Source organism: Chryseobacterium glaciei (assembly GCF_001648155.1).
GTDB classification, from domain to species: Bacteria; Bacteroidota; Bacteroidia; order Flavobacteriales; family Weeksellaceae; genus Chryseobacterium; species Chryseobacterium glaciei.
This window is the reverse complement of sequence record NZ_CP015199.1, coordinates 939,506-957,191: the sequence shown is the minus strand read 5'-3', so window position 1 is coordinate 957,191 and position 17,686 is coordinate 939,506. Positions and strand designations below refer to the sequence as shown.

Genomic DNA, 17,686 nt, shown 5'->3' with positions numbered 1-17,686 from the left:
AACACTAAGACAAATGAAAAACAAGATTACTTTAGTTCTTGCCCTTACGGTGGCAAGTATTGCCCAAGCACAGGTTGGATTCAACACATCAGATCCCAGAGCAACCCTTGATGTTGTGGCTAAATCTACTACAGGCGCTGTACCGGAAGGATTGTTGATACCAAGAGTAGACCGACTAAAAGCACAAACAATGACAGGAGTTACAACTTCCACAATGATTTATGTAAATAATATTGCTAACGGAAGCACGGGAGGAACGGCAGCTAATATCAATGCGGTAGGTTATTATTATTTTGATGGAACGGTCTGGGTTAAAATAAACACAGGAACTTCTGCAGATACCAATATTTACAATACCAATGGTACGCTTTCCGGAAACCGTATTGTGATGCAAAATGCATTTGGATTGGCATTTACTCCCACTACGGTAGATGGATTTTCAGTTGGTGGAAATACATTCTCGGTAGATGCAGCGAATAGCAGAATAGGTATAGGTACGGCTGCTCCTAATTCTAAATTACAAGTTTTAGGAGGCGAGATGAGAGTGGGAGGTCCCGCTTCACAGACAGGTTCTATTCCTAATCCGGTTTTAAGAATTCAGTCTAATGCTAATGTAGATGGCTCTGGAGGTTCTTTATACTTTACCGAAAACGATCAGAATTATGGATATTATTTAACTCATAATACAAATCCGGGTGCTACAAACGGGTTTGATGGAATTGGAATTGGAACTTTAGCTGCAGATGTATCTAACTTAGCAAGACCTTCCATATTTGCTGCACAAAATCAAAATGTGAGTATCGGAACTTCTACACCTCAACAAATTTTTCACATTGATGGAGCCAGGGATAATGATATTAATACTGTTCCAACGGCTGCTCAACAAGTAAATGATGTTGTCGTAACAAATGTCGGAAGAGTAGGTGTAGGAACTATAGATCCTTCTGTAAAGCTGCATGTTGTTTCTCCAACAGCAGGCGCTGTGAGGATTGTTGATGGAACACAAGCTGAAGGAAGTGTACTTACATCTGATGCAGATGGTGTAGGAACTTGGAGATCAACTGCTATTGCCTTTAGAACGATCACGGTACCTTCCACTGTATATACTTTTGCTGCAAATAATAATACTACCGCCAAATATACAGGAGTTCCTATAGTACTTCCTCCAGGAAAATGGTTATTGAATTTAACATTAGGAGTAGAGTTTTTATCATCTGCTACTGATACATATGTTAAAGGAAGTAATTTTATTAGATTTAGATTAGGAAATAACACTGCTGATATGGCGAATGCCACTTTCATAGCAGATGCAATACAGCCTAGACTAGCTTCTGCAGGTTTTGCTAAGTCCGAAATGAGAGGAATGGTATCTGGTAATCTAGCTGTTAATAATACTACCGCAGCTAATAAAACCTATTATTTATTTGTTGATAATTCTTCAAGCTTACCGGATAGGACTTCTTTTGATGTTCGATTCGATTGGAATGAATCATCAATTACTTATCAAGAGATACAATAAACCAGGAAGGTTAATTTACCAAATGAAAAAAAATATTTTGTTGTTTTTGTGTACAAAGATAGCAGAGTGATGAAATTTCCTACTGTTATCTTTTACCCACAAAAAAAAGTAACTCCCTCAGTTACATTTTATTTAGATGAAAAAAATAATGAAGACGGTGAATGCAGAAAAAATTAGAGTCACTTTACAAACTGTAGAGTGACTCCTTTATGTTGATGTGTTTTATGAAAATGAAGTTATTTCTGCAATACAAACTTTGCCAAAGGAGCCATTCTCGCTTTATTAAGACTCAATGTATTACCGTTTACAGAATAATTATCGGCAGCCAATAAAGCTTTTGTGAATAATTGTTCGGTTTCCAGATCGTCGCAGGCCATCATCGTAGACATTCCTTGGTTGAATTTGATGCGCATCATTTCTTGTTTGATTTCAAAAGTTCCGCCAACACCGTTGCATCCGCCATTTCCTTCGTATCTCATTTCTTTCATATTTAATGAAAAATAAGGATTGCTTTTAGGATTTTTAAGAGCGATAGGTTTACCGTTGATTTCTGTGAGTTTCCAGGTTTTTCCTGTAATATCATTTGATGTTGTTGGGGGAGTAGGAGGCATAGGTTTGCTCATACACGATGCCAAAAACATTACCAAAAACAGACTCGCTAAATGATTATATAAAAATTTCATAGTTTTAATTTTAATAGTGATAATTTTTAATATGATGCCATTTTGGTAGAAGCTGGTTGTTGCTTTTCCTTTGTATGATGGAACAAAACCATATCAACATTCTTTTTCAGGAAAGTAATGTTTCCTCTGATATTAGAATATTGGTATTCTGCATTAGAAGCAGTGTACTCGGGAAGGTCTTCACTTTTTTTCAATTCATAAGTTTTGCCATCCAGATGTACAGTCATTGTGTTTTTAGAATTGTTGATCGCAACTTCCATTTGATCTCCGTAAGCATCTTTGAAAACATCTTTAGTAATGTCATCTGTATTTACGGGCTGTATAGTGTTGGTAAGGGTTTCTGATTCTTTTGCAGAGTGCCTACACGCTGTTACCGAAAAGGCAATGATGCCGAAAATAATGATTTGTAAAAATTTTTTCATAGTGATGAGTGATTTGGTTTTCCATGAATTAAGTATTAAAGTGTTATAAATTTACAATTATTTTTAATATAAATATGTTAATTTTGCATAAATTAATTAATAATTTTTATTTTAAGGTGTTTTGTAAGCTTGTAAATTATCAATTCCATTTTCTTTATATATCTAAAAAAGGGAGTTTTTTAAGAACTCCCTTTTTGTTTTTTTATGGTGCAGTGATTTGATCGATCGTGAAAAATGCTTTAGTTGTATTACATACTCCTCCAGGACAGGTTGTTGCATTTCCTGCGCTGCCGGGCGTTGAAGAACCCATCATATAATCCAGTTTATAGAAAACCTTGTCGTTTCCGTCGTTGGTTGTCCATGCGTAAAGGCGATGTTCAGGCATTCCTGCAGCATAGGTTTCGGCATTTCCCCAAGATGGAAATGTTGAGGCTGTCTGTGCTGTGGCAACTGTAAGTGCAGATGAATCAACACCTCCGTCTCCTGCCCAAACTCCGGGAGGAAGTCTCAATTGGTTTTGCTGGTTTCCACCTGAGCCACCCCATAGCCAGTGCTCATTCGAAATAATATCTACATTTCCGGTGCTGTTATTTCTGATTTGTATATTTACAAAAGAAAATCCTGTAGTTGCAGGAATAAAGGTTCTTACCGAAAATTTACCATCAGGAGTTGTAATAGAAAGACCATATCCTGCTCTTCCGTTGTCAGAGGTTGCTATTAAAGGGCCAATAACTGCTATGTTCTCAACATTTGCTAAAGTGTTGGTTCCGCTATTGTTTCCGGATGATGTGTTAAAAACTCTCCATTCGGCACCATTCCAGAAATAATATCCCTGACTCAAAACCGGACCTGTATTATAAATAAGCAGACCTGTTGCATTAGGATTGCCGCTAAGCTGCATAGTTGCAGATGTTAAGCTGATTCTGGGGCCCAATATTCCTTTATTTGCAGAGCTGATATCCAAAATAGCCGAAGCATTTGGAGTTGTAGTTCCTATTCCTGTACTTCCTGTAGAGGTGACGATAAAGTCGTTAGCTTGTTGGGTAGCTGAGGGAGCGCCTGTTGCCGGATTGTCTTTTGCTCCATCCACATGTAATGAATTTTGAGGATTTGAGGTATTAATACCTATTTGTGCAAATGAGAGAACTGAAGTAAACAGCAATCCTGCTAATGTTAAATTGTTTTTCATAAATATAGTATTTCGTGGTTATTATTGTTTTTTTTATGGTTTGAATTTGTTTGATTCAAATGATTATAACAAATGTTAAAAGGAATTGATATTTCCATAGTTGATAAAATCATACAAGAAAACAAATCACTTATTAGTTATTTATTTCTGACTTAAAATTAAATAAAATATTGATATAATCTTAAATTATAATAAAAATATTAATGATAATTAATATTATATGTTGAAAAAATAATTTAATTGTATGAAGTTTATTGATATTAATATTTTGTGAAATCATATTTTTTAAATAATTATAGCGCTATTTCAGCTTCATATTTTTTAGAAAAAACAGTGTTAATGGGTTTTCAGCTTATTTAAAGGAGAGTTAAATATTGTTAATATGTGTAATTATCATGGAATTTGTTAGAAATGTATTCAAACTAAGAATTACATTTGTGCCTTGAAAATGAGAAACTACATCGTATACTTTTTGACCAGTCTTTTTCTGCTATTCGTAGTGGAAAGTAAGATCAATGTCAAAACGTTGAAAAACGATTATAACACGCATACTTCTCATAATTTACCCAAAAGAGCAAACCGCTTAAACCAAACCTACGAAAAGCTTTCTGTACAGCAGGCTCCGGATGATGTAAGTAATGCTTATTCCTTAGAACTTGCGGAAGACGACTTCCAGTTGTCGGATACAGTGCAGTCTATCGTATTCTTTGCAAGTATTTTTACGCTGGTTTATATTTTTGGGTTAAAAAGTTTTAAAAAATTAAAGCCCGCAATTCACGGCTATTTATCTGAATTTTCTTCAGTTAAAACATTCATTCTGATTCGTTCTATCAGAATCTAAAATTTTATTTTTCGATTAGTTTTCTGCTTTTTATTTTGAGCAGAAGATGTTCTGCGTTGTGCTGTAGGTGAGCTCACATCGCCAAAATACTCATTGCCACAATTTTTCTATTTAAAACATTAACGATTTATATAAACTCTAGTATTATGATGAAAAGAGTTGTCTCAAGCTTCGCGCTTGGCAGTCTTTTGTTGTTCGCAAGTTGTAACAGCAAAAAAGAAGAAAAAGAAGAAGTTACAATCTATCCGGTTACAAACCCCGTGAAAATGGACACTGTGATCAGCAAAGAATATGTAGCGCAGATCCAGTCTGTAAAGAACATTGAAGTTCGTGCTCAGGAAAAAGGTTTTCTTGAGAAGATCTTTGTAGACGAAGGTCAGTTTGTACATCAAGGTCAGACATTGTTCCGAATTATGCCCAAATTGTATCAGGCGGAATTATTAAAGGCGCAAGCTGAGGTAGCACAGGCTACCATCGAATTGAAAAACGCAAGTACATTAGCCAACAACAACATTGTTTCTAAAAATGAAAGATTGATGGCAAAAGCTAAGTTGGATGCGGCTAATGCAGAAGCGAAACTGGCTCAGATCCACTTGTCATTCACGGACATCAAAGCTCCATTCTCAGGAATCATCAATAGAATTCCTTTGAAGTTGGGAAGTTTAATCGATGAAGGTGATTTATTAACATCTCTATCGGATAACAATGATATCTACACGTATTTCAACGTTTCCGAGCCGGAATATCTGTCTTATCAAACGAATGTTGCATCAAGAGGAAGCAATCTGGTTTCTTTGGTGATGGCAAACGGAGATGTTTTTCCTCAGAAAGGAGAAGTTCAGACCATCGAAGGAGAATTTGACCGCGAAACAGGAAATATTGCATTCAGAGCTAAGTTCCCGAATCCTAATAAATTATTAAGAAACGGCGAAACAGGAAAAGTACAAATGACTTTACCGCTTAAAAATGCTTTAATTATTCCACAAAAAGCTACTTACGAAATTCAGGATCAGAAATATGTTTTTGTAGTGGATAAAAACGGAGTAGTAAAGTCTAGAAATATCAAAGTAGCTTATGAGCTTCCGGATGTTTATGTAATAGGTTCAGGACTTGCTGAGGGAGATAAAATTCTTCTTGAAGGAGTTCAGAAAGTAAAAGATGATCAAAAAGTTCAGGTGAAGTTCCAGGATCCGAAAAAAGTTCTTCAATCATTGAAATTAAAAGCAGAGTAGGACTCTAAAAATGAAATTATATGTTTAAGAAATTCATTCGCAGACCTGTTCTGTCTATCGTAATCTCATTGATTATCGTATTTATGGGAGTCCTGTCGCTGGTAAAACTTCCGGTGACGCAGTTTCCTTCAATTTCTCCGCCTAAAGTAAATATTACTGCAGAATATCCGGGAGCAAACAACGAATTGTTGATCAAATCCGTGGTTATCCCATTGGAAAGAGGTCTAAACGGTGTTCCCGGAATGAAGTATATGACTTCCGATGCCGGAAATGACGGTGAAGCTTCTATCCAGATCGTATTTGATTTGGGTACAGATCCAAACGTTGCGGCAGTAAATGTTCAAAACCGTGTTTCTTCGGTGGTAAATAAACTTCCGCCGTTGGTAGTGCGTGAAGGGGTGAAAATTACCCGTGAAGAGCCTAACATGTTGATGTACATTAACTTGTATAGTGATGATCCTAAAGCTGACCAGAAATTCCTTTTCAACTATGCCGATATTAACGTAATGTCTGAATTGAGAAGGGTTGGTGGAGTAGGTTTCGCTGACATCTTAGGAACAAGAGAATACGCAATGCGTGTTTGGCTTAAACCTGATAGATTAACAGCTTACAATATTTCATCCGATGAGGTAATGGAGGCGCTGAATCAGCAGAGTTTGGAAGCATCTCCTGGTAAAACAGGAGAAAGTTCAGGAAAACGCTCGCAGTCATTTGAATATATTTTAAAATATCCGGGTCGTTTTAATAATGAAAAAGACTACGGAAATATTATCCTTAAAGCAAAACCGGGAGGTGAATTTGTAAGATTGAAAGATGTTGCGGATATAGAATTTGGTTCTTCAATGTATGATATCTATTCTACATTAAATGGAAAACCTTCTGCAGCGATCACGGTTAAGCAATCATATGGTTCTAATGCAAGTGACGTTATCAAAAATGTAAAATCTTTGATGGCTGATCTTCAGAAAAATAACTTCCCGAAAGGAATGCATTACGATATCAGTTATGACGTTTCCAGATTCTTGGATGCATCGATTGAAAAGGTAATTCATACGTTATTTGAAGCATTTATCTTGGTGGCGATTGTGGTATTTCTATTCTTAGGAGACTGGCGTTCTACTTTGATTCCGGCGATTGCGGTTCCAGTTTCATTGATCGGTACGTTTGCCGTAATGTCCGCCTTTGGAATTACGCTGAATATGATCTCACTTTTTGCCCTCGTAATGGCAATTGGGGTCGTCGTCGATGATGCAATCGTGGTTATTGAAGCCGTCCACGCCAAGATGGAAGAGAAAGGTCTCTCGCCATTAAAAGCAACGGAAGAAGCAATGCATGAGATCAGTGGGGCAATTATTGCGATTACTTTGGTAATGGCATCTGTGTTTATTCCAATTGCGTTTATGTCTGGTCCGGTTGGGGTATTTTACCGTCAGTTCTCCATTACAATGGCTTCTGCGATTATCCTTTCTGGGGTGGTAGCATTAACGTTGACACCGGCTTTATGTGCTTTAATTCTAAAAAATAACCACGGAAAAGCTAAAAAGAGAACTCCAATTACTATTTTCTTAGATAAATTCAACAATTTATTTACGAAAGGAGCAGGGAGATATGAGAAAATGCTGAACAAAACAGTGACGAAAAAAATGGTAACACTTCCGTTATTATTGGCGTTCTGTTTGTGTACATTCTTTTTAAGTAATTCACTTCCATCAGGGTTTATTCCGAGTGAGGATCAGGGGATGATCTATGCAATTATTCAGACACCTCCGGGTTCTACATTGGAAAGAACAAACCAGATTGCCAAAGAATTATTGAAAGAATCTGAAGATATTGACGGTGTACAGTCTGTTTCATCATTGGCAGGTTACGAAATCTTGACGGAAGGTACAGGTTCAAACTCAGGTACTTGTTTGATCAACCTTAAAAGTTGGGAAGACCGTAAAGAATCCGCCGCCGAGATTATAGAAAAGCTTGAACAAAAAGCTAAAAATATTCCGGGAGCCAATATTGAATTCTTCCAACCGCCATCTATTCCGGGTTATGGAGCTGCAGGTGGTTTTGAGCTTCGTCTTTTAGATAAAGCAGGAAGTGGGGATTATCAGAAAATGGAAAAAGTAAGTAATGACTTTGTTAAAGAACTGAAAAAACGTCCTGAACTGGGTTCTGCTTTCACATTCTATTCCGCGAGTTTCCCTCAGTATATGTTGAAAATCGATAATGATTTGGCTGAACAAAAAGGTGTTACGATTGAAAATGCGATGGATAACCTTTCTAATTTGATAGGTTCCAACTATGAAACCAGTTTCATCCGTTTCGACAGACCTTATAAAGTAATCGTTCAGGCAGGACCTCAATATCGAGCGTTACCGAGCGATTTATTAAAGCTATATGTTAAAAATGATAAAGACCAGATGGTTCCATATTCAGATTTCATGCATTTGGAAAAAGTTTATGGTTTATCTGAAATCACGAGACATAATATGTACAACTCTTCTGAGGTAAGTGGTACTCCTGCGCCGGGTTACAGTTCCGGACAGGCAATTGCTGCCATTCAGGAAGTTGCTGATAAAACTCTTCCGAGAGGTTTTGGTATCGACTGGGCAGGTATCTCGAAAGATGAGGTAAGCCGTGGAAACGAAGCAATTTATATATTCTTGGTGTGTTTAGGATTTGTTTATTTGATTCTTGCGGCTCAGTATGAAAGTTTTATTCTTCCATTACCAGTAATTCTTTCGTTGCCGACAGGTATTTTCGGGGCATTCTTATGCTTGAAATTATTAGGATTAGAAAACAACATTTATGCTCAGGTGGCCATGGTCATGTTGATCGGACTTTTAGGTAAAAATGCCGTATTGATCGTGGAATTCGCCGTCCAGAAGAAGGCGGAAGAAGGAATTCCGGTGGCGCAGGCTGCTATTGAAGGAGCTGCGATCCGTTTCCGTCCGATTTTGATGACATCATTTGCATTTATTGCAGGTTTGATTCCGTTGGTAATGGCAACAGGACCAGGTGCAACAGGTAACCGAACAATCGGTACAGCAGCAGCAGGAGGTATGTTGATCGGAACTATTTTCGGATTAATGATTATCCCTGGATTGTATTACATCTTTGGAACAATTGCCGAGAAATCTAAACTGGCAAAATATGAAGAAGAAAATCCTTTAACCGAACAAACTGAACCTTACAAACACGATGGAAAACATGAAGACTTATAATAAATATATAGCAGCCATTGCTTTATCGCTTGTTTTAGCAAGTTGTAAAGCACCGATGGCGACCGTAATAAAAGATGAGGTGAAAGAAAATATCCCTCAAAACTTTAATCAGGAAGAGCAACAAGACGCCAATAATAACAGTGGAACAACTCCTTGGAGACAGTTTTTTACTGACCCTAATTTAGTTTCTTTAATTGAAACAGCTTTAAAAAATAATCAGGAGCTGATGATCACTTTGCAGGAAATTGAAATTGCAAAAAGTGGTGTTTTAGCTAAAAAAGGAAGATTAACACCAACTGTTTCTGCAGGAATAGGAGCCGGAGTAAAAAAAGCCGGACGTTACACCAGTGAAGGAGCCGGTGATGCATCTACTGAAATCGAGCCCGGAAAAGAAATGCCGGATCCGCTTGGTAATTTTGAAGGTGGATTAATGGCTAATTGGGAAGTTGATATCTGGAAAAAGCTTAAAACAGAAAAAGAATCGGCAGTAGCTCATTATCTGTCTACGGTTGAAGGGAAAAACTTTGTTCTTTCAAACTTAATTGAAGAAGTAGCTGATAATTATTATGATTTATTGGCGCTTGATAATCAGTTGGATATTATTCAGCAATATATCAGACTTCAGCAAAAAGCCTTGGAGATCTCTAAAATTCAGAAAGAAGCTGCAGCGGCGACTGAATTAGCAGTGAAGAAATTCGAAGCGGAATTAGCCAAATCAAAAGCTTCGGAATACACAATCCGTCAGAGTATTACTGAAAAAGAAAATCAGATCAATGCTCTTTTAGGAAGATATCCTCAGCCGATTGTAAGAACGAAGGAAAGTTTTATGTCAACAATTGCTCCTACTGTTTACACAGGAATTCCGTCACAATTATTGGCGAACCGTCCGGATATCAAACAAGCTGAATTAGAATTAAAATCATCAAAACTAGATGTAGAAGCAGCAAGAAAAGAGTTTTATCCTTCATTGGAAATTTCTGCAACATTAGGATTAGAAGCGTTTAAACCTTCTTATTTAGTCAAGTTGCCGGAATCTATTGCTTCAAGTTTAGCAGGAGAATTGGCGGGACCACTTATTAATAAAAGTGCGATTAAAGCTAATTTTCAGACGGCGGATGCTAGACAGATCCAGGCGTTGTATGAATATGACAAAACGATTCTAAATGCATATCTGGATGTGGCAAATTTGATGTCAAAAGTGAAAAACATAGATCAGTATTATCAGCTGAAGTCTCAAGAAACAAAGGCTTTGGATGAATCTATCGATATTGCGAATCAATTATTCCGAAACTCAAGAGCAGATTATCTGGAAGTTCTTCTGAACCAACGAGATGCTTTGGATGCCAAAATGGAATTGATTGAAGCAAAACAAAAACAGCTGAGTACAGTTGTTGATATTTATAAGAGCTTAGGCGGAGGCTGGAAGTGATTATAAATCCTTAATGTTTTAAAAAAGAAAAGAGGCTGCCCATACGGAACAGTCTCTTTTCGATTCTAAACTGAAAACTTTAATAAAGAAAGGTTCTTTTACAAGAACCCTTCAAAATTTACCTGCAGGAAATGACCACAACTAAATTGAATATTTCAATGGATATTAGTTTTTATATGAAAAGGTTATTAGTTTTTTTTTAATCAATTTTAAAAACCATCCTTCCTTAAAAGAAATTTCCCAAGAAGGAAGGAGGTAATTTTTACTGTACAATCATGAAATTATATTTGTTTTCTTCAAAACTTATAGTAGTTTTTTTTGTGTTTTTACCCGTCTAATGTTTTTTCGTTTCTACAACTTTGATTTGTTTTTAAGTTGTTCCCATTTAAAATCTGAGGCCGAAATTATCACCTTGAATCGATTAAAAAAAATACTTGTTGTCTTAATTTATAAATTTATACGTCCTAATGTATGAATTAGTGATATTTAATGTTCTGATTAATAGAGGTTTGTTTTGTAAAATAAAAATAATGCTCATGTTGGCATTAATTCAATAATCAATGAGAAAAACTTGTCAATTTTATGTACTTTTGATCGAAATTAGGACACTGAATGTTCATCGGGGTGACAAGAAAAATATTCTTCATACTTTTTATCGGATTTTTTAAACTTCTTCTGTCTCAGGAAGAATATAGTGATTATCAAAAACTGAGACAAAAATTCGAAAATATTGAAGAGAATGATGCAAGAGCTTTTCCGTTTCTTCGACCTTATATTTCTAAAGCAAAAAAAGAGAAGAACTATAAAGAATTAGTTCAAGGATATAAAGATGGAGTATTTTATTCTTCTGAAAATAGGATTAAATTAAAATATTCTGACAGTATGATTTGGGCTGCAAATCAGTCCAAAGACGGTGACCTGAAAAGTATAGCCTATCTTGAGAAAGGAGTTATATATTATTACCATTATAAAAAATTTCAACAGGCACTTAATGAATATCTCAAAGCTTATGAATATTCTAAAAATACAAAAAATGAATTTCTGAAATATCAGAATTTGTACCATATTGGTGTTGTAAAAAGCTATTTGGGATATTATCAGGATGCCTCAGAATTATTCAAAAATAGTCTGGAGTATTATGATAGGGAAAAATCCAGATCCAATCTTGGCCCAAATGCTATTTATAATAGTAAAAAAGGGTATTTGAACTGTCTTCATCAGTTAATTATTTGCTACAGACATTTAGAGCAATATAAAGAAGCAGATTCTGCCATACAAATCGGACTTGCCGAAGTAGGAAATAATCCTGAATATGCTCAGGAAAAAGGATATTTTCTATTATCCAAAGGTATTTCTGAATATAGGAATAATCAATTTCAGTTAGCGTTATCAAACTTAAATCAATCACTTTCTGCAATTAAAAAAAGCCGGGATTTCTCTCGACTTTCGCTCGATTATTTTTACATTGGAAAAACGTATTATAGTTTAAAAAATGCTAAAGAATCGATGATATACTTTAAAAAAGTAGATTCTATTTTTAAAGAAAATCAGTTTATTCTTCCGGAATTAAGAGAGAATTATGAGATCTTAATTGATCAGAGTAAAAAAGAGAAAAATCAAACGCAGCAATTATATTATACCACCCAACTTTTGAAGGCAGACAGTATCATGTCGAAGGATTTTACTTATTTATCTCCAAAAATCCATAAAGATTATGACACAAAAACGTTATTGGAAGAAAAAGAAAAGTTGCAGAAAATCAATTATTTAGGAACGATTGTAATTATTGTTTTGATTATTTGGGCGATAGGAATGGTTACTTTATTCACCAAAAGACATAAAAAAGCGAAAGAAGTAAAGAAAAAATATGTTTTATTAGAAGAAAAATTCTTAGTTCATCAAATTGAAAATGTTCCTAAAAAACTGGTTTTTCCTGTCGAAGAAAGAAAATCAAGCCTTAATGAAAGCAAGGTTGAAGAATTGCTTCAGAAATTAAAATCATTTGAGGATAAAAAAGAATTTACCCAAAAAGGACTTACTCTGAGTAAATTAGCCACTCAATTGAATACAAATTCCAATTATCTTTCTCAGGTTATCAATGACTGTAAAGGGATGAATTTTAATAAATATTTGAGCGAGCTTAGAATCAATTATATCACTAATTTATTATTCGAAAACAAAGAATATCTTAAATACAGCATCGAAACCCTCGCCAAAGAATGCGGTATCGCATCAAGACAGAATTTCTCTGATCTCTTCTTTGAACTGAATGGAATTCGCCCGACGGATTTTATAAAAAATAGAAAACAGGAGCTAGATAATAAAAATAATTTGTAGGGATTGGGTCTGGATGAGATTATTTTTTTCGAAAATTTTATGTTTTTGTTTTCGAATTAGGTTTTAGTGGAATTTGTTCCTTATATTAGTTATGGTACCAATCACAAAACCAAATCACCATGAAAAAACTCCTTTTAATCGTTCTGGGAATTATTATTGTATTAATTATAATTCTACTCATTAAAACTTTCACGTATCCTTTTAAAAAAAATAATTCAAACGCTGCAAAAGAATGGAAGGTTGTAAAAAATGATTCGGCTGTTCAAAGACTTTCAAACGGAATAAAGATCGCAACAATTTCAACGGGGGAGTTGGGTGATTTTGATTATTCAACCTTTGATACATTCAAAGAATATCTTAAAAAATCTTATCCCGAACTTTATCAGAACACAGAAAACTATGAAGTTAATGAGTATGGATTGGTTTTTAAACTAAAAGGAAGTCAACCTAACTTGGAGCCCATTTTATTTCTTTCCCACATGGATGTTGTTCCTCCTGGAGATGGAGATATTAAAAATAAGGAAGAAAATATTTTCAAACCGGATGATAAAGTTTTATCACGGGTTACAAAAGTTGCGGAAGATTGGGATTATGCACCATTTTCAGGAGCTGTTGCTAATGGAAGAATCTATGGAAGAGGTACGATCGATATGAAGGGAATGTTATTTTCTTTGATGGAATCCATGACTAATTTGATTAAAAATAAACATGTTCCGCAACGTGATATTTACCTGGCTTTTGGATTTGATGAAGAGGTTGGCGGACAAAAAGGGGCGTTACAGATTGCAAATCATTTCAAAAAACAAGGATTAAAATTCGATGCTGTGTATGATGAAGGCGGATTGGTTTTAGAAAAAGGAAGTGTAAAAGGAATCGATTCGGATGTTGCCGTGATCGGATGCGCAGAAAAAGGATTTTTATCAGCAAAGATCAAAGTAAAAGGGCTGGGCGGCCATTCTTCCATGCCTCCTATGGAAAGTGCTATCGGGAAAGCGGCGATTATAATGCAGAGGTTAGAAAAAAGCCAAATGAAACCAGAAATTACACCGCTTATTAAAGAATTTTTTAATAACATCGGAGGAGTTATGCCTTTTACGAGCAGATTGGCGATTTCCAATCAATGGCTTTTAAAGTCATTACTGCTTTCACAGTTGGAAAAAAATAATTCTACTAATGCATTAATTCGTACAACCACAGCCTTAACGATGATGAAAGGCAGCGATGCTCCCAACGTGCTTTCTCCTGAGGTTGAATTTGTCGTCAATTTTAGAATTCTCCCGGGAAATACTATTAAAGATGTTAAACAACATATCGCTGAGGCTACAAAAGGGTTTGATGTTGAAGTAGAAGAGGTGGATAATACCAGAGAAGCTTCGGCGGTATCTCCGACAAATACAAAAGCTTTTCAACTGATTCAAGCGGGAATTAAAGAGATTTATCCTAATGCTATCGCAGCTCCATATCTTACCATGGCTGCTACAGATGCCTATAAATATCAGATCGTAAGTAAAAATGTTTACAGATTCATGCCAATCAAAATAAATAACTCTGAACAACAATCAATCCACAGTACGAACGAATATATCAGTATCGAAAACTATCTTAAAATGATCCATTATTTTGAGTTTATAATGAAAAACTATGATAAGTAATGGCAGTATGCATTAGGCTTTAAGGAATAAGCTTTTAAACTGACTTAATAATAAACTAGCAATAGCTTTAATATTTGGTCTATTTTAAGTTTAAATTTTCCATGAAGTTTGTCATTCCGGAGGAATCTCAATAATTACATTTAAAAGCTACGTCTAGATTCCTCCGGAATGACAAACTTTGATGGAAACCTTTGTTAGCTTTGCTGAGTGGAACGCCTTTGCGATCTTAAAAATCAGCAGAATTATTGATGAAAGAACTTTGCGACCCTTACGTTAAAAAAAAATTATTAAAAAGAATACCTGTAAAAATCTTTCAACTAAAAAAATAACACGTCAAGTTTTGTCGCATTACCGCTATAGCTTTGTCATATCAAAATACAGAGTTATGGAAATGCCGTTTTATTTAAGTTTCAATGAATTTCAAAACCGTTATTACGATAATCTTGAAAATTGGTTCGAAGAATATCATAATACAAGCGAAATAGACTATCTGAAAAGCCTTACAGAGTTGTACAGTCCATATCTGTACTACAATTTTGCGAGCGACAGATTACAATCGGATGCATCTATTCAGATTAAAGATTGCTTTTTTCCGTACTATGAAAAAATTGGACTTTCATTCTGCACAAGCTGTGAAAACGGGAAACAAATAAAAAACGGAATGAATCATGTATTCGAGTGGAAAACGATCACTATGATGGAATATGCACAATATATTTTAGATAAAATCAACAGGTATTTTTCAACGAATAATATTTCTCCAAAAACAGAAAATGTGCTGGATTATATCAACGATCACGAGATCGTCACTTCTAAAGATGGAGCGGGATATTGCGTAAATTATAACCAACATCAATCAACAATCCCTTTCCTGAAAGCATATTTACCGTGTTATGGACAAACGGTTAATATCGCTGTATACAGAGATTTTATGTTCTCCATTGTTCAAATTGCGGAGTTTATAGATCAGAAATTAAAGTCGGTACAGGCTTTTGAACATTCTATTTATAGCAAAGCGAGATCAGAAGCGAAATTCAGAGTGCAAATGAGCCATCAGTTTTTAACAATCTGTAATTAATAATTGAAACCAAAACATTCATATATAGCTAAATTGTAGTTTGAAAAAAGTTAGTAGATTTTTCAAACAGAAATCCCAGTCAAGTTGATTGGGATTTTTTTTATTTATCTATTGATCTAAAGTATTTTTAAATAAAAAAAGTCTTAAGTATGAAACCTAAGACCTTGATTTGCAGAGAGGAAGGGATTCGAACCCTCGATACAGTTACCCGCATACTACCTTTCCAGGGTAGCTCCTTCAACCACTCGGACACCTCTCTATTTAAGATTGCAAAAATAGGCTATTTTATTGAACTGACAAATTATTAATTCAATTACTCGGTGATTTCTCCGCATAAACTTTTCGCGAAATTATCAGCAAAAGTTCCTGTGTAAGTCGGATTGTCAATTAAATGCATTGCTTTTGTGATCGCGCTTTCGGCAGTAATATCATTTCCGCTAATAGCTCCGATTCTTGAGAAAATATTACTGTTTTCGTACTTTCCGAATGAGATTCCGCCTGAAATACACTGACTTACCACTACAATTTCAGTTCCGTTATTTCTGATTTCCTGAAGTGTTTCCTGAGTTTTTTCACTGCTGAAAATCGTTCCTGAACCGAAAACCTGAAGAATTAAAACCTTCATTTTCGGAATTTCTTTAAAGTGACTTAAATGCATTCCCGGAAAGATTCTCCAAAATAAAATATCTTCTGAAATATGTTCATCCACATGAAATTTTACATCAGGTTCGCAACGGTATAGATTATCTTTAACTATATTTAAATGAACTCCGGATTGTCCTAAAATAGGGTAATTCGGACTGGAATAGGCATCAAAATACTCCGCAGAATATTTTAACGTTCTGTTTCCTCTTAATAATTTATATTCAAAATAAATGGCAACTTCCTGAATGACAGCTTCATCATTTTCATACAAACTTGCGTAATACAAGCTCGTCAGAAGATTTTCTTTAGCATCAGTTCTCAAATCTCCGATGGGAAGTTGAGAGCCGGTAAATATTACGGGCTTTTTCAAACCTTTTAACATAAAACTCAATGCAGAAGCGGAGTAGGACATGGTATCTGTTCCGTGAAGAATCAAGAATCCGTCATAATCATCATAGCTTTTAAGAATATAATTGGCGATGATTTTCCATTCTTGAGGTCCCATATCCGAAGAATCGAGCGGTTTGGCAAAAGGATGAACGAACACTTCACATTCCATCAACTTCATTTCGGGCATTTTTTCGAAGATATTTCCAAAATCAAACGCACGAAGGCTTCCGGTTTCGTAATCTTTCTCCATACCGATGGTTCCTCCGGTATAGATGAGCAGGACTTTTCGTTTCATGTAGTACTTTTATTAGAATTTCACCGCTGTTTCAGGTTCGTTCCTCAAAATTACGTTAATTTGCAAAGATTTGAAAATGAATGGAAGATTTAGCGAAAACTTTTGAGTATTTAAAACAATTTTTAACAGATGAAAGACTGAGAAAGATCGATCATTTTTCTCCTGAAAGTTCTGATTTTGTGCTTCCTGTGATGGATGATGTGTATCAGTTCAGGAATGCCGCGGCTATTATAAGGTCGGTGGAAGCTTGTGGTTTTCACAAAGTTGTGGCAATGGAGGAAGAAAATGTGTTTGATCCGAATCTTACGGTAACAAAAGGTGCCGAAACTTGGGTTGAAGTTGAAAAAATGCCGAAAAATATCGATTCTTTACAAAAAATTAAAGATCGAGGATATAAAATCCTGGCTGTATCATTAGAAAAAAATGCAGTGATGCTTCCTGATTATCAAATTACAGAACCTATTGCATTGGTTTTCGGAACTGAAATGGCAGGAGTTTCAGAAGAAGTAATTGATTTCGCAGATGAAACGCTGGCTATTCCTATGTTTGGCTTTACGAGAAGCTATAATGTTTCTGTGGCGGCGGGAATTTGTATGTATGAATTAAAACAAAAACTGATTAATTCAAACCTCGATTATAAATTAAGTGATGAGAAATTATTGAAAATGAAAATCCGTTGGGCGGTAAATTCAATGCAAAGCGGACAGCAGATTTTTCAGAAGTATTTGAGAGATAACAATATTGAAATATAAGTAAAAA

General features: G+C 35.3%; 13 protein-coding genes and 1 tRNA gene. 9 read left to right on the top strand and 5 right to left on the bottom strand.

Annotated features, from left to right (window positions below):
• The first annotated feature begins 13 nt into the window (after window positions 1–13).
• Window positions 14–1,519: a hypothetical protein gene (locus A0O34_RS04200; RefSeq protein WP_066751612.1), complete on the top strand. Its 1,506-nt coding sequence runs from the start codon at window positions 14–16 to the stop codon at window positions 1,517–1,519.
• 236 nt (window positions 1,520–1,755) lie between these two features.
• Here the strand turns inward: A0O34_RS04200 and A0O34_RS04195 are convergent, their stop codons facing one another.
• The 3 genes from A0O34_RS04195 to A0O34_RS04185 all read right to left on the bottom strand — a co-directional run bounded on the left by A0O34_RS04195 (window position 1,756) and on the right by A0O34_RS04185 (window position 3,813).
• Complete coding sequence (locus tag A0O34_RS04195) at window positions 1,756–2,202, bottom strand: META domain-containing protein (RefSeq protein WP_066751609.1); 447 nt, start codon at window positions 2,200–2,202, stop codon at window positions 1,756–1,758.
• Between the two features lie 26 nt (window positions 2,203–2,228).
• Window positions 2,229–2,624 (bottom strand): hypothetical protein, encoded by a 396-nt coding sequence (locus tag A0O34_RS04190; protein WP_066751607.1) that lies wholly within the window; start codon window positions 2,622–2,624, stop codon window positions 2,229–2,231.
• A 202-nt stretch (window positions 2,625–2,826) separates the two neighbouring features.
• Complete coding sequence (locus A0O34_RS04185; protein ID WP_066751603.1) at window positions 2,827–3,813, bottom strand: hypothetical protein; 987 nt, start codon at window positions 3,811–3,813, stop codon at window positions 2,827–2,829.
• Window positions 3,814–4,261: 448 nt separating this feature from the next.
• Here A0O34_RS04185 and A0O34_RS04180 point away from each other — a divergent pair, with 448 nt between their 5' ends.
• The 7 genes from A0O34_RS04180 (at window position 4,262) to A0O34_RS04150 (ending at window position 15,597) form a co-directional block, all read left to right on the top strand.
• The gene (locus tag A0O34_RS04180; RefSeq protein ID WP_066751600.1) at window positions 4,262–4,654 is read left to right on the top strand and encodes a hypothetical protein; all 393 of its coding nucleotides are present in this window, start codon (window positions 4,262–4,264) and stop codon (window positions 4,652–4,654) included.
• A 149-nt stretch (window positions 4,655–4,803) separates the two neighbouring features.
• Entirely contained in the window at window positions 4,804–5,886 is a 1,083-nt protein-coding gene (locus A0O34_RS04175; RefSeq protein ID WP_066751597.1) for an efflux RND transporter periplasmic adaptor subunit, read from the top strand.
• Window positions 5,887–5,906: 20 nt separating this feature from the next.
• Window positions 5,907–9,101: an efflux RND transporter permease subunit gene (locus A0O34_RS04170; RefSeq protein WP_066751594.1), complete on the top strand. Its 3,195-nt coding sequence runs from the start codon at window positions 5,907–5,909 to the stop codon at window positions 9,099–9,101.
• A complete protein-coding gene (locus A0O34_RS04165; protein ID WP_066759492.1) occupies window positions 9,088–10,530 on the top strand; it encodes a TolC family protein in 1,443 nt (480 codons plus the stop codon). The genes A0O34_RS04170 and A0O34_RS04165 overlap by 14 nt, the downstream gene beginning before the upstream one ends.
• Window positions 10,531–11,154: 624 nt before the next feature.
• Window positions 11,155–12,867, top strand: coding sequence for a helix-turn-helix domain-containing protein (locus A0O34_RS04160; RefSeq protein WP_162271023.1), 1,713 nt, complete (start codon window positions 11,155–11,157; stop codon window positions 12,865–12,867).
• Between the two features lie 119 nt (window positions 12,868–12,986).
• Window positions 12,987–14,519 carry a M20/M25/M40 family metallo-hydrolase gene (locus tag A0O34_RS04155; protein WP_066751588.1) on the top strand — a complete coding sequence of 511 codons (1,533 nt, stop codon included), beginning with the start codon at window positions 12,987–12,989 and terminating at the stop codon, window positions 14,517–14,519.
• Window positions 14,520–14,904: 385 nt separating this feature from the next.
• On the top strand, window positions 14,905–15,597 hold the full coding sequence (locus A0O34_RS04150) for a hypothetical protein (protein ID WP_157885943.1): 693 nt from the start codon (window positions 14,905–14,907) through the stop codon (window positions 15,595–15,597).
• Window positions 15,598–15,769: 172 nt separating this feature from the next.
• Here the strand turns inward: A0O34_RS04150 and A0O34_RS04145 are convergent.
• A tRNA-Ser gene (locus A0O34_RS04145) sits at window positions 15,770–15,856 on the bottom strand.
• A gap of 54 nt (window positions 15,857–15,910) precedes the next feature.
• Window positions 15,911–16,927, bottom strand: a complete 1,017-nt coding sequence (locus tag A0O34_RS04140; RefSeq protein WP_066751582.1) for an asparaginase — start codon at window positions 16,925–16,927, stop codon at window positions 15,911–15,913.
• Between the two features lie 80 nt (window positions 16,928–17,007).
• Here A0O34_RS04140 and A0O34_RS04135 point away from each other — a divergent pair, with 80 nt between their 5' ends.
• The gene (locus A0O34_RS04135) at window positions 17,008–17,679 is read left to right on the top strand and encodes a TrmH family RNA methyltransferase (RefSeq protein WP_066751579.1); all 672 of its coding nucleotides are present in this window, start codon (window positions 17,008–17,010) and stop codon (window positions 17,677–17,679) included.
• The last annotated feature ends 7 nt before the right edge of the window (window positions 17,680–17,686 follow it).